This is a genomic window from Agrococcus sp. GCM10030265 (assembly GCF_042666675.1).
Lineage (GTDB): Bacteria > Actinomycetota > Actinomycetes > Actinomycetales > Microbacteriaceae > Agrococcus.
This window is the reverse complement of record NZ_JBHTCZ010000001.1, coordinates 128238-139679: the sequence shown is the minus strand read 5'-3', so window position 1 is coordinate 139679 and position 11442 is coordinate 128238. Positions and strand designations below refer to the sequence as shown.

The 11442-nt window shown below is 73.8% G+C and carries 16 protein-coding genes and 3 tRNA genes; 10 read left to right on the top strand and 9 right to left on the bottom strand.

The window, feature by feature from the left end:
- Positions 1 to 3: 3 nt before the first annotated feature.
- Positions 4 to 369 (bottom strand): hypothetical protein, encoded by a 366-nt coding sequence (locus ACFQPP_RS00550; RefSeq protein ID WP_376914506.1) that lies wholly within the window; start codon positions 367 to 369, stop codon positions 4 to 6.
- Positions 370 to 468: 99 nt separating this feature from the next.
- Positions 469 to 1479 carry an isopenicillin N synthase family dioxygenase gene (locus tag ACFQPP_RS00545; protein ID WP_376914504.1) on the bottom strand — a complete coding sequence of 337 codons (1011 nt, stop codon included), beginning with the start codon at positions 1477 to 1479 and terminating at the stop codon, positions 469 to 471.
- 116 nt (positions 1480 to 1595) lie between these two features.
- On the opposite strand from ACFQPP_RS00545, the gene ACFQPP_RS00540 reads away from it, so the two are divergent.
- The 3 genes from ACFQPP_RS00540 (at position 1596) to ACFQPP_RS00530 (ending at position 2915) form a co-directional block, all read left to right on the top strand.
- Complete coding sequence (locus ACFQPP_RS00540) at positions 1596 to 1832, top strand: hypothetical protein (protein ID WP_376914503.1); 237 nt, start codon at positions 1596 to 1598, stop codon at positions 1830 to 1832.
- Positions 1829 to 2494, top strand: a complete 666-nt coding sequence (locus tag ACFQPP_RS00535; RefSeq protein WP_376914502.1) for a response regulator — start codon at positions 1829 to 1831, stop codon at positions 2492 to 2494. The genes ACFQPP_RS00540 and ACFQPP_RS00535 overlap by 4 nt, the downstream gene beginning before the upstream one ends.
- Positions 2495 to 2603: 109 nt before the next feature.
- On the top strand, positions 2604 to 2915 hold the full coding sequence (locus tag ACFQPP_RS00530) for a hypothetical protein (RefSeq protein ID WP_376914501.1): 312 nt from the start codon (positions 2604 to 2606) through the stop codon (positions 2913 to 2915).
- A gap of 24 nt (positions 2916 to 2939) precedes the next feature.
- Here the strand turns inward: ACFQPP_RS00530 and ACFQPP_RS00525 are convergent, their stop codons facing one another.
- Positions 2940 to 3386: a hypothetical protein gene (locus tag ACFQPP_RS00525; RefSeq protein WP_376914500.1), complete on the bottom strand. Its 447-nt coding sequence runs from the start codon at positions 3384 to 3386 to the stop codon at positions 2940 to 2942.
- A 117-nt stretch (positions 3387 to 3503) separates the two neighbouring features.
- Here ACFQPP_RS00525 and ACFQPP_RS00520 point away from each other — a divergent pair, with 117 nt between their 5' ends.
- A complete protein-coding gene (locus ACFQPP_RS00520; RefSeq protein WP_376914499.1) occupies positions 3504 to 4088 on the top strand; it encodes a 1-acyl-sn-glycerol-3-phosphate acyltransferase in 585 nt (194 codons plus the stop codon).
- A 42-nt stretch (positions 4089 to 4130) separates the two neighbouring features.
- Here ACFQPP_RS00520 and ACFQPP_RS00515 read toward each other — a convergent pair whose 3' ends face one another.
- Both ACFQPP_RS00515 and ACFQPP_RS00510 read right to left on the bottom strand, forming a co-directional pair.
- Positions 4131 to 4454, bottom strand: a complete 324-nt coding sequence (locus ACFQPP_RS00515) for a DUF1653 domain-containing protein (protein WP_376914498.1) — start codon at positions 4452 to 4454, stop codon at positions 4131 to 4133.
- A 76-nt stretch (positions 4455 to 4530) separates the two neighbouring features.
- On the bottom strand, positions 4531 to 4884 hold the full coding sequence (locus ACFQPP_RS00510) for a hypothetical protein (protein ID WP_376914497.1): 354 nt from the start codon (positions 4882 to 4884) through the stop codon (positions 4531 to 4533).
- Between the two features lie 117 nt (positions 4885 to 5001).
- Here ACFQPP_RS00510 and ACFQPP_RS00505 point away from each other — a divergent pair, with 117 nt between their 5' ends.
- Positions 5002 to 5316: a hypothetical protein gene (locus ACFQPP_RS00505; RefSeq protein WP_376914496.1), complete on the top strand. Its 315-nt coding sequence runs from the start codon at positions 5002 to 5004 to the stop codon at positions 5314 to 5316.
- 82 nt (positions 5317 to 5398) lie between these two features.
- On the opposite strand, the gene ACFQPP_RS00500 is transcribed toward ACFQPP_RS00505, so the two are convergent.
- From ACFQPP_RS00500 to ACFQPP_RS00490, 3 genes are all read right to left on the bottom strand, one after another.
- Positions 5399 to 5471: transfer RNA gene (locus tag ACFQPP_RS00500), tRNA-Phe, on the bottom strand.
- A 63-nt stretch (positions 5472 to 5534) separates the two neighbouring features.
- Positions 5535 to 5609, bottom strand: a tRNA-Asp gene (locus ACFQPP_RS00495).
- 16 nt (positions 5610 to 5625) lie between these two features.
- Positions 5626 to 5698: transfer RNA gene (locus tag ACFQPP_RS00490), tRNA-Glu, on the bottom strand.
- 317 nt (positions 5699 to 6015) lie between these two features.
- Between ACFQPP_RS00490 and ACFQPP_RS00485 the strand changes: the two genes are divergently transcribed.
- Positions 6016 to 7401 (top strand): M23 family metallopeptidase, encoded by a 1386-nt coding sequence (locus tag ACFQPP_RS00485; RefSeq protein ID WP_376914495.1) that lies wholly within the window; start codon positions 6016 to 6018, stop codon positions 7399 to 7401.
- A gap of 79 nt (positions 7402 to 7480) precedes the next feature.
- Here ACFQPP_RS00485 and ACFQPP_RS00480 read toward each other — a convergent pair whose 3' ends face one another.
- Complete coding sequence (locus ACFQPP_RS00480; protein ID WP_376914494.1) at positions 7481 to 8011, bottom strand: inorganic diphosphatase; 531 nt, start codon at positions 8009 to 8011, stop codon at positions 7481 to 7483.
- A gap of 45 nt (positions 8012 to 8056) precedes the next feature.
- Here ACFQPP_RS00480 and tilS point away from each other — a divergent pair, with 45 nt between their 5' ends.
- The 4 genes from tilS to ACFQPP_RS00460 all read left to right on the top strand — a co-directional run bounded on the left by tilS (position 8057) and on the right by ACFQPP_RS00460 (position 11404).
- Positions 8057 to 9052: a tRNA lysidine(34) synthetase TilS gene (gene tilS / locus ACFQPP_RS00475; RefSeq protein WP_376914493.1), complete on the top strand. Its 996-nt coding sequence runs from the start codon at positions 8057 to 8059 to the stop codon at positions 9050 to 9052.
- A gap of 116 nt (positions 9053 to 9168) precedes the next feature.
- Positions 9169 to 9924: a hypothetical protein gene (locus ACFQPP_RS00470; protein ID WP_376914492.1), complete on the top strand. Its 756-nt coding sequence runs from the start codon at positions 9169 to 9171 to the stop codon at positions 9922 to 9924.
- A 147-nt stretch (positions 9925 to 10071) separates the two neighbouring features.
- A complete protein-coding gene (hpt, locus tag ACFQPP_RS00465; protein WP_376914491.1) occupies positions 10072 to 10623 on the top strand; it encodes a hypoxanthine phosphoribosyltransferase in 552 nt (183 codons plus the stop codon).
- Positions 10624 to 10630: 7 nt separating this feature from the next.
- Positions 10631 to 11404 (top strand): hypothetical protein, encoded by a 774-nt coding sequence (locus ACFQPP_RS00460; protein WP_376914490.1) that lies wholly within the window; start codon positions 10631 to 10633, stop codon positions 11402 to 11404.
- Positions 11405 to 11442 lie beyond the last annotated feature (38 nt).

Sequence of the window (11442 nt, the reverse complement as noted above, 5' to 3'; positions counted from 1 at the left end):
GGCTCAGGCGGGGGAGTCGACGATGCCGACGAACCGCGAGCCGATGCCCTCGACCTCGGCCCGCACGGTGCCGGCGGCGCGGCGCGGCGGCTCCGACGGGTCGTGGCGGTCGCACACGACGGCCGACAGCCGCGGCCACCACTTCTTCGGGCGCTCCCACTCGGTGAGCCCGCACACCACGCATTCGAGCCGCACCCACACGGGGCGTGCGTCCGCGCGCCGATTCGCGCGCGACTGCACGAGCCATGCGGGCGGGTCGGCCTCGATCGCGGCCAGCTCCGCCTCGCGCATCGTCGCCGGGATGCCGTGCCGCTGCGCCATCTCGACGGGGATGTCGAGCCGGATGGCGGCCTCGCGTCGCGTGAACATCCCACCAGCGTAGGCGCGCCCGCGTGCGCCGCACTCGGGTGGACGCCCGCTGCGGGTCCCTGCACGCTCCTGGGGCGGAGCCCAGGCGCTCGCGCCCGCTCAGGCCGCTGCGGCGCGCCGAGCCACGAGGTCGCCGTGGTGGATGGCTGCGACGTCGGGGTGGGCGCGCAGCCGCGACTTCAGAGCGTTCTCGCCGTAGGTGGCGTGGATGGGGTTCGCGGGATCCTGCGAGACGCCGCGAGCCTCGGCCGCGAGCTCGGGCGGCAGGTCGAGCAGCGGGATCTGCGCATCGAGCGCCGGGTTGAGGAAGAACGGGATCGACACGCGATCGGTGCCGGAGGGCGGGGAGAGCACGCGGTGGCGCGTGGCCTGCAGGTAGCCGCCCGTGGCGTGCTCGAGCAGCTCGCCGATGTTCACGACGAAGGCTCCGTCGATCGGCGGCGCGTCGATCCACTCGCCGTCGACCTCGACCTGCAGCCCGTCCTTGCCCGGCTCGACCCACAGGAGCGTCAGCACACCGGAGTCCTTGTGCGCGCCGACGCCCTGGCCCGCGCGGCCGGCGTCCGAGCCGGGGTAGCGCACGATCTTGATGAGCGAGAAGGCATCCTCGAACGCGGCGTCGAACGCGTCGGCGGGCGCGCCGAGCGACTCGGCCCACGCGGCGAGCAGCCGCTGGCCGACCGCCGTGAGGCGGTCGTGCCACTCGCGCACGACGACCTCGAGCTCGGGCAGGGCCCCGGGCCACAGGTTCGGCCCCTGCAGGCGCCAGTAGTCGGCGTCGGTGCGATCGACCGCGGGGCGCTCGGGGCCGATGTCGATCTGCTCGCGCCAGTCGACCTTGCCCTCGGTGCGCTCGCCGCCGACGCGCGTGTAGCCGCGGAACTGCGGGCTCCCGACGTTCTCGATGCTGCGCTTCTGCTCGTCGGGCAGCGCGAAGAACGCGCGGGCGAGGCCGTGGACGCGGCCCTGCAGGTCGGGGTCGATGCCGTGGCCGACGAGGTACAGGAAGCCGACGTCGTGCGTCGCCTCGCGCAGACGCGTGCGGAACGCGGCTGCGGACGCCTCGCCGCGATCGAGGTCGGAGAGGTCGAGGACGGGGAGGTTCGCCATGGCACGCACGCTAGCGGCGCCCGCCGACAGGTGGCACGCTCGCGTCGTCATGTGACGCGGGCAGCGCACCCCGCGGCACCCGCCCGGCCCGCACGTCGTCCGTCGCGCGCGCCGACGTGCGCGTCGTGCTCGCGCGCGGCGACGCCGGCGTGCGCGCCGAGGTCGTCGACGACGGGTGCGCGGCCCCCACGAGCCGCGGCGCGGGGGCAGGCACGGGCGCGGGGGCAGGCACGGGCGCGGGCGCAGGCATCCTGGGGATGCGCGAGCGCGCCGCGCTGCTGGGCGGCACCCTCGACGCCGCCGAGCGCGGTGCGGGCTTCGCCGTCGTCGCCACGTTCCCGGAGGCCACATGATCACCGTCGCGATCGTCGACGACCAGGCGCTCATCCGGGCCGGGCTGCACGCTCTCGTCGACTCGGAGGACGACATGCGCGTCGTCGGCGAGGCCGCGACGGGCGACGAGGCCGTGGCGCTCGTGCGCGCCGAGCGACCCGACGTCGTGCTGATGGACATCCGCATGCCCGGGCACGACGGGCTGTGGGCGACGCGTCGGATCGTCGCCGACCCTGCCTCGTCGGGCACGCGCATCGTCGTGGTGACGACGTTCGAGCTCGACGAGCTCGTGAGCGACGCCATCGTGGCCGGCGCGAGCGGCTACGTCGTGAAGGACGCCGACCCCGTCGACCTGCTGCGCGCCGTGCGCGTCGCTGCGGCGGGGGATGCGCTGCTGAGCCCGAGCGTCACGCGTCGGCTGCTCGAGCGGGTCGCGCAGGGCATCCGCCCCGTCGACGACGCGGCGCTCGAGGGCCTGACGGAACGCGAGCGCGAGGTGCTCGCCCTCGTCGGCGAGGGGCTCAGCAACGAGGAGATCGCGCACCGCCTCTTCCTCAGCCCGCTCACGACGAAGACGCACGTGTCGCGCATGATGGGCAAGCTCGGCGCGCGAGACCGCGTGCGACTCGTCGTGCTCGCGTACGAGTCCGGGCTCGTGCGCCCCGGGTGGGCGCAGGGCTGAGGTGCCTCCCGCGGGAGGTGCGCGATGCATCCCGCAGCCGGACGCGGCCGTGCCGCTCGCGGCGCGAGGCTGGCGGAGCGGCCACGGTGGTCGCACCGAGGAGGACGCCATGCTCACCACCATCACCCCCGCCCTGCTGCACGCCGGCCACGCGGTCGCCGACGCCGCGGCGCGATTCGGCCCAGGCGGCGGCCCCGGCGGCGGCCTCTGGCCGCTCGCGATCCTCGGCCCGATCCTGTGGATCGCGCTCATCGTGACGCTCGTGCTGCTCTTCCGTCGCACGATGCAGCGCCGGCCCTTCGTGCACGCCGCGGCGGCGGGAGAGTCGGCGCTCGCGACGCGGTTCGCGAACGGCGACATCGACGAGACCGAGTACCGTTCGCGGCTCGCGGTGCTGCGCTCGGAGCGCGCGAGCCGCTGACCGGTCCGTGCGGCCCGCGAGGCCCTACGCCGAGGCGGCGGCGGCTTCGCGGGCCACCGCGCGCCGCACGAACCACAGCACGAACGCCGCCTCGACGACGGGCATCGCGTCCGGAGCCACGAGCGCGGGGAGGTGCCGCGTGAAGCCCTCCGAGCGCATCTCGCCGATCACGGCATCCCCTGCGTGCAGCGCGAACGCGGTCGAGAGGAACGCCCTCGTCCGGCGCACCTCGAAGACGTCGCTCGGCGCGCGCACCTCCCAGCGCATGCGCCAGGCGGACAGGCTCGACGCGACGATGCGATCCCGTCCGTCGAGCGACGCCGCCCACCGTCCGCCCGCGCCGTCCTTCCGGAACGACCACGTCTCGTCGTCGACGCGCACCTCTGCGCGGTCGCGGAGCCACTGCTGCGCGACCGTCGCGACGAGTCGCCCATCGGCCGTCACGTCGTCGCCGCTCCACGCGAGTCGCATGGCGCGACGCTACGCCGTGCCGCCGGGCGGCGCCAGGCCCGGCGTCCGGGCCTGCGACGGCATGCGCCGCCGCGTACCGTGGGGTGAGCCGATGGGGGATCGATGACGCAACGACGCATGCCGGTACGACGAGCGATCGCGCGCCTCTACTGGCGCTGCAGCCGATGGACGCTCGTGCGCGAGCAGCCGCCCGTCTCGGGCTCGCGCATCGTGCTGGGCGCCCCGCACACGTCGAACTGGGACTTCGTGCTCATGCTGGCCATCGCGTGGTCGCACGGCATCGCGCCGCGCTTCCTCGGCAAGCACCAGCTCTTCCAGGGCCCGGCCGGCTGGATCATGCGCAGGCTCGGCGGCATCCCCGTCGACCGCCGCGACCCGTCGCGCATCGTCGACGAGGTCATCGCGCTCATCGAGAGCGGCGAGGAGATCCAGCTCGTCGTGACGCCCGAGGGCACGCGCGGCGCCGGCACGCACTGGCGCAGCGGGTTCCACCGCATCGCGGTCGCGACGGGGTTGCCCGTCACGCTCGGCTACCCCGACGTCACGACGATGACCGCGGGCCTCGGACCCACGCTGCGCATGACGGGCGACGTGTCGACCGACATGGATCGCATCCGCGCCTTCTACGCAGACAAGGCCGGCGTGCGCCCCGAGCTGCGCACCGAGCCCCGGCTCAGCGGCGAGGATCCCGTGCGGGCCTGAGCTCTCGCTCGTGCAGCGTCCTGGCCGCCGCGGCGGGGATGCTCAGCGGCCCGTCGCGTCGGAGGCGGTCGTGGCCTCGGATGCCCCGAGGGCGTCCGATGCGCGCGCGTCGTCGGGTGCGCCCGCGGCGCCCGACGCAGCCGGCTCGGCGACGTCGTGCACCGGGCGGAAGCGCGGGCCGTCGTAGCCGTCGCGCTGCACGCGCTCGACGAACATCGCGACCGGCCGGACCCAGAGCGCGCGGTCGCCGTATCCCTGCCGGTACACGACGACGCGCTCGCCCGTCTCGGAGTGCGTGGCGACGTCGAGCACCTCGTAGCGGGCGCCTCTGAAGTGCGCGTACGTGCCCGGGGCCGGTTCGCTCATGCATGCATCCTCGCAGGACGCGGGCGTGGGAGCGCGACGGCGCCTCGCGAGGCCGGACGGGCGAGCGAGGAGACCGCTAGCGGCGTGCGGTGAGGGCGTCCATGTGGGCGTGCGACTCGCGCATGAGGCGCGTGGCGTCGGCCTCGCTCATGAGCAGCATGCCGCGTGACGATGCGGCGGTCTCCATGAGGGCCTCGAGCCACACCTGGCTCAGCTCGGGCACGCGCGAGCCCGAGAAGGTGAACGCGAGCGGGATGGACGGCGCCATCCACAGGCTCGCGCGCCCCGACCCGTGCTCGGCGTCGATCTCCCACGACAGCAGGAAGCACTCCTGCCGCCGCAGCTTCGCTGCGACCGCGACCTTGACGTGCGCGAGCATGCGATCGTCGATCGCGTACTCGGTCGCGCCGCCGTAGATCAGGTGTCCCATGTGCGCGACGGTACTCCGCGCCGAGGCGGGTCGTTCCGTGGTCGAAGCACGCAGCGTCGACCTGCTCGAGCGTCGCGGATGCGGCGAGCGTCCAGTCGAGGACGCGACCCTGGAGCCATGCCGATCTGGACCCTGGCCGCGATCCTCGTCTTGATGCTGGCGGCCGGTGCCGGGCCGTGCCTGCGGCTCGCCGCCATCGCTCGAGGAGAGCTGCAGCCGGGCACCGCGGAGGGCCGACGCCGAGCACGACGCCTGGCGCGCACCAGCGTCGCGATCATCCTCTGCGCGCTGCCGCTCGCTGCCACGCTGTGGCTGATCGGCTCGCCGGGCGACGCGTGGTGGCTGGCGCCGCCGGCCGTGATCCTCGCAGCGGCGATCGTCGCCGTGGCCATCGTGGCGCGGCGACGACGCCGCGCCGCCGACGGCGCGTGAGCGTGCACGCGGCCGGGCACGAGAGAACCCCCGCGATGTAGAAGCTACGCGGGGGTTCAGCAGCGGCGTAATGACCGCTGCGTGGCTCCGACGGGCGTCGATCCCGTGACCTCACGATTTTCAGTCGTGCGCTCTACCAACTGAGCTACAGAGCCGGAACGGCAGCCGAGGCTGCCGTACCTAGCGTGAACCCCCCGCTTTCGCGAGGGGTCGCACCGCGACCCTGACGGGACTTGAACCCGCGACCTCCGCCGTGACAGGGCGGCGCGCTAACCAGACTGCGCTACAGGGCCTTGCATCATCGACCAGTGACCCCAACGGGATTCGAACCCGTGCTGTCGCCGTGAAAGGGCGATGTCCTAGGCCGCTAGACGATGGGGCCATGTGTCTAGGACTCATGGCTACCGAGGGAAGACTCTACGGGCAGATCGACGCCGCTGCAAATCGAGCGATCCGACGCCCGTCCTCGGCGTGTCACGGGTGCCGCCGAGGGCAGCCGGAGCGCGGCGCCCGCGACCTCGTCGCGGGGGTCGCCAGCGTGTCGGCGCCCGTGCATGCCAGCATGGTCCCGACGGCTCGAGAGCACCCTCGGGCCCCGTCCGCCCGTCGGTGGCGCGGCGCGCATCCTTGACTCTCAACCTTCGGTTGATAGTCTGCTGCTGCCCGCGCCATCCCCCAGCTCGTGTCGAGGTCTCCCGCATGCACCGCACCGCGCAGACGCCGCGTCGAACGCTGCGCGCCCGCGCCGGCCTCCTCGCCGCAGTCGCCGTGACCTCCCTCGCCATCACGATCGTGGCACCGGGCAGCCCGGCGCAGGCGGTCGACGCGTACGGGTTCCCGACGTGGAACGAGGTCGAGGCGGCGCGCAGCGACGTCGACGCCCAGCAGGCGCAGATCACCGAGATCCGCGACCTCATCTCGCGGCTCGAGTCCGAGCAGGCCGCCGCCGAGGAGGTCGCGAACCAGCGTGCGCAGGAGGCCGCCGCCGCGCAGGAGCGCTACGACGAGGCCGCCTTCACATCCGACCGGCTCGTCGAGCAGGCGGATGCCGCGCAGCGCGTCGCGCAGCAGTCGCAGCTCGCCGCATCGCAGCTCGCCGCGCAGCTCGCGCGCACCGGCGGCACGGGCGACCTCAGCGTCGAGCTCTTCGCCAACCCCGGCAGCGCCGACGAGTGGCTCTACCGCCTGAGCCTGCTCGACAGCTCGGCGTCCACGGCCGACACGCTCTACACGCAGGCCCAGCAGGATGCGAACACCGCGCAGTCGCTGCAGGACCAGGCATCCGTCGCTCGCGACGAGCGCGAGCGACTGAGCACGGAGGCGAACTCGGCGCTCGAGGCCGCGACCGCGGCCGCCGCAGAGGCTGCCGCGGCCGTCGAGCGCTCGAACGCGCACAAGGCCGAGCTCGAGGCGCAGCTGAGCGTGCTCGAGGAGGACCGAGCCGCGACCGAGGCCGACTACAACGCCGGGCAGGCGTTCTACGAGGAGCAGCGCCGCCAGGAGGAGCTTCGTCGCCAGGAGGAGCAGCGGCAGCGCGAGGCCGCGGCAGCCGCGGCTGCAGCAGCGGCGGCAGCGGCTGCGGCGCAGAACCCCGGCGGTGGCGGCGGTGGCGGCGGTGGCGGCGGTGGCGGCGGTGGCGGCGGTGGCGGCGGCTACGCCGGGCCCGGCGTCTCCGGCTCCGGCTGGACGTCGCCGCACTACGGCCGCATCTCGTCGGGCTACGGCTACCGCGTCGACCCCGTGACGGGCTCGTTCTCGAAGCTCCACGCCGGCCTCGACATCGTCGCGGGCTGCGGCACGCCGATCTACGCGGCCGCGTCGGGCACCGTCGCGGTGCGCGGCCAGGACTCGTACGGCGCGAACATGGTCTGGATCGACCACGGCGGCGGCGTGCAGTCGCGCTACTACCACATGGCCGCGCCCTCGCCCCTGGGCTACGGCGCCTCGGTCGCTGCCGGCCAGGTCGTCGGCTACGAGGGCTCCACCGGCTGGTCGACGGGCTGCCACCTGCACTTCGAGGTGCGCGTCAACGGGGGTGCGCAGGATCCCCTGTCGTTCCTGCGCGCACGCGGCGCGAACATCTGACGCACCCGGGCCGGCCCGCGCACGCGACGAGGGCGGCGCATCCGATGGATGCGCCGCCCTCGTGGCGATCGTGGATGCGTCAGCGACCGGGGGCGGGAGCCTCGACCGTGGCGTCGCCGTCGTGGTCGGAGGCCTTGAACGCCTCGTAGCCGGCCTGCACGGTGGCCTCGGCGGCGGCGACGCCCTCCCAGCCGCCGACCTTCGCCCACTTGCCGGGCTCGAGGTCCTTGTAGTGCACGAAGAAGTGCTCGATCTCGGCACGGAGGTGCTCGGGCACGTCGTCGATGTCCTGGATGTGGGCCCACCGCGGGTCCTTCTCCAGCACGCAGATGACCTTGGTGTCGATGCCGCCGTCGTCCTCCATGTTGAGCTGCCCGACGGGGCGCACCTTCACGAAGACGCCCGGAGGCACGGAGTGGTCGAGCAGCACGAGGGCGTCGACCGGGTCGCCGTCGAGACCGAGGGTCTCGTCGAAGAACCCGTAGTCGGTGGGGTAGACGAAGGTCGTGAAGAGCACGCGGTCGAGGTAGACCCTGCCCGTCTCGTGGTCGACCTCGTACTTGTTGCGGCTCCCCTTGGGGATCTCGATGACGACGTCGTACGCGGCCACGGGCGCTCCTGTCTCACGGTTCGGAATCGGCAATAAGGTTAGGGCATGCCCTCCTCCGACGACCGTCGTCCGCGGCTGACGCCGGCGGTCGCCGACACCCGTCGTGCCGTGCGCGAGTCGCTCGCCGGCATCGACGAGGGCTCGCTGGTGCTCGTGGCGCTCTCCGGCGGCCCCGACTCGCTCGCGCTCGCGGCGGCGGCGGCCTTCGAGGGCCCGCGCGCCGGGATGCGCGTCGGTGCGGTCGTCGTCGACCACGGCCTGCAGGAGGGGTCGGCCGAGGTCGCCGAGACCGCGGCGCAGCAAGGGCGCGACCTGGGTCTCGAGCCCGTGGTCGTGCGCCGGGTGACGGTCGACGGCCACGGCGGCCCGGAGGCTGCCGCGCGCCAGGCTCGCTACGCGGCGCTGCTCAAGGCGCGTGCCGAGATGGGTGCCGCCGCGGTGCTGCTCGGGCACACGCTCGACGACCAGGCCGAGACCGTGCTCATCGGGCTCGCGCGCGGATCCGGGCCCGAGTCGCTGTGGGGCATGCACCCCGCGATCGGCTTCCTGCGCCGGCCGTTCCTCACCGTGCGACGCGCCGACACGAGGGCCGCATGCGGCGACCAGGGTCTCGAGCCGTGGCACGACCCCCACAACCACGACGAGCGGTTCCTGCGCGCACGGGTCCGCGACCGCGTGCTGCCGATCCTCGACCAGGAGCTCGGCGGCGGCGTCGTCGAGGCGCTCACCCGCACGGCCGACCAGCTGCGCGAGGATGCCGAGGCGCTCGCGCACTTCGCGCAGGAGCAGATCGGCGATCTCGTCGCGCACGCCGAGGGCGGCCTCTCGCTGCACGCCGGCGCGCTCGCAGCCAATCCGCCCGCCCTGCGCCAGCGCATCATCCGCCTCGCGGTGCAGAGCGAGTTCCACGTCTCGCTCTCCCGCCAGCAGACGCTCGAGGTGTCGAGGCTCGTCACCGACTGGCACGGCCAGGGGCCGATCCACCTGCCGGGCATCCGCGTCGCTCGCGAGGGCTCGCTGCTGCTCCTCACCGCGGCCTGAGCGCCGGCGACGCGCTCCTGCGCGCGTCGGAGGCGGGGTGCGACCGCGGTCGCGAGCCGGACATGACGGGGTGGATGCACGCACCGCATCGCCCGCCTCATCCCGACAGGACTCGCATGGCACGCTCCCTCCCCGCGCTCGGCCTCGCGGCCACGCTCTCGATCGCCCTCGTCGGCTGCGCCTCGACGGGTCCGGCAGACGCCGCAGCCGCGCCCACGCCCACGCCCGCCGCGCCCGGGGCGAGCGCCGAGCCGTCGGCGGCGGCGCCCACCGAGCCGGCGCCCTCGGAGCCGGAGGGCGTCGACAGGAGCGACTGGCTCGAGTACGCGACCCACGACGGCGACCTGACCTACCGCTACCCGGCCGACTGGACGCTCGAGAGCGAGTCGACCTTCTTCTCGCCGGACGCCGACCGCGACGACGTCGAGGATCCGTACGAGCGGTGGATGGACGCGTCGACGCTGATCGCGCCGAACGGGCAGCAGCTGCTGCACTCGTACGACTTCGTCGATCTCGGCGGCGCGTGCGGCGATCCCGTGAACTTCCAGCCCATCGAGATCCTGTCGGACGAGCCGCATCCGGCCATCGCCGACACGTCGATCGTCACGGCAGCGCTCCGCTCCGTCGACGGCCGCTGGATGTTCGGCGTCGGCCTCGTGGGCGGCGACGTCTCCGCGATCGACACCTGCGTCTTCCGCTTCACGGCCGGCAGCAGCGACGGCGGGCTCTTCCTCGGGACGCTGCCGGACCTGATCTCGACGGCCGAGGACCCGCTCTGGACGGTCGACACGCTCGACGACGCGACGGCGTACATGGAGACCGGCGAGTACGCGACCATCGTCGAGATCCTCCGCTCCGCGCGTCTCGCGTAGGCCGTCGATCCGCGCGGATGCGCACCCAGCGGGGCATCGATGGCACATCGCACGCGAAGCCCCGCTCCGTGCGCATCCCGGCGCGGCGGGGGAGCGCGCGCCGGTAGGTTGGGAGCCCCGAGTCGACCAGCCAGGAGAGCGCATCCCATGGACCTCAAGGACATCGAGCAGGACCTCGCAGGCGTCCTCCACACCGAGGAGGAGCTGCACGCCCGCCTCGAGGAGCTCGCACGCGAGATCGAGCGCGACTACGAGGGCCGGTCGATCCTGCTCGTGGGCGTGCTGCGCGGCGCCGTCATGGTCATGGCCGACCTCTCGCGTGCGCTCAAGCGCGACGTCGAGATGGACTGGATGGCCGTGTCGTCCTACGGCTCGGGCACGACGTCGAGCGGCGTCGTGCGCATCCTGAAGGACCTCGACACCGACATCTCGGGCCGCGACGTGCTCATCGTCGAGGACATCATCGACTCGGGCCTGACGCTGTCGTGGCTGCAGGGCAACCTGCGCTCGCGCGGTGCCGCATCGGTCGAGATCTGCACGATGCTGCGCAAGCCCGACGCGCTCAAGGTCGAGGTCGACGTGCGCTACTGCGGCTTCGACATCCCGAACGACTTCGTCATCGGCTACGGCCTCGACTACGCCGAGCGCTACCGCAACCTGCGCGGCGTCGCCGTGCTCGCGCCCCACGTCTACGAGTGACGGCATCGTGAGCGCGCGCACGACGACCACCCGCTCGACACGGACGCTCGCGGCAGCGGTCGCCGCGGCCGTGGCGGGGCTCGCGCTCGCAGGATGCGCCGGGTCGTCGGAGACGCCGGCGAGCGATGAGCCGTTCCCCACGAGCTACACGGCACCACCGCCGACGCCCGTGGGCTCGCCGACGCCCGAGCCCGTCGCCGTGGAGTCGGCGCTGCCGGCCGTCATCGCCGGCGTCGACACCACCGGATGGCAGCAGGTGGCGCCCGTCGACGCGCAGTCGCCGACGTTCCGCATCCCTCCGGACTGGACGACGCAGCCCATCCCCGCGGGGCTCGCGGTGCTGCGGGGCGACGGGCAGCAGCAGCTGCAGCTCACGGTGGTGCCGACCGCGCAGGCGCAGGTGGGGGACGGCCGTTGCCTCGACGCCTCGGGCGCCGCCGTCGCATGGAGCACGAGCAGGCTCGACCTGCAGCCCGTCACGGTGACGGGCGCCACCGACGTCGCGTTCGGCGCGGCTGCCGTCGAGCTCGGCGGCACCTGGGTCATGAGCGTCGGCCTGCTGCCCGCGGAGGCCGCGCAGACGCCGCGCTGCCCCGTCGTGCACGGCTTCGGCGCTGGCGACGCCTTCGTGAGCTTCGGCAGCGAGCCGATCGTGCAGGGAGCCGGCCCGGGGGCAGCGTGGGTCGTCGACTCGCTCGAGGCCGCGCAGGCCTACGTCGGCACCCCGGAGTACGCGACGATCCGGGCCGTGCTCATGTCGCTCGAGCTCCCGGCGCCGTAGCGCGTCCATCCATCGGCTGCCCACAGCGAACAGCGCGC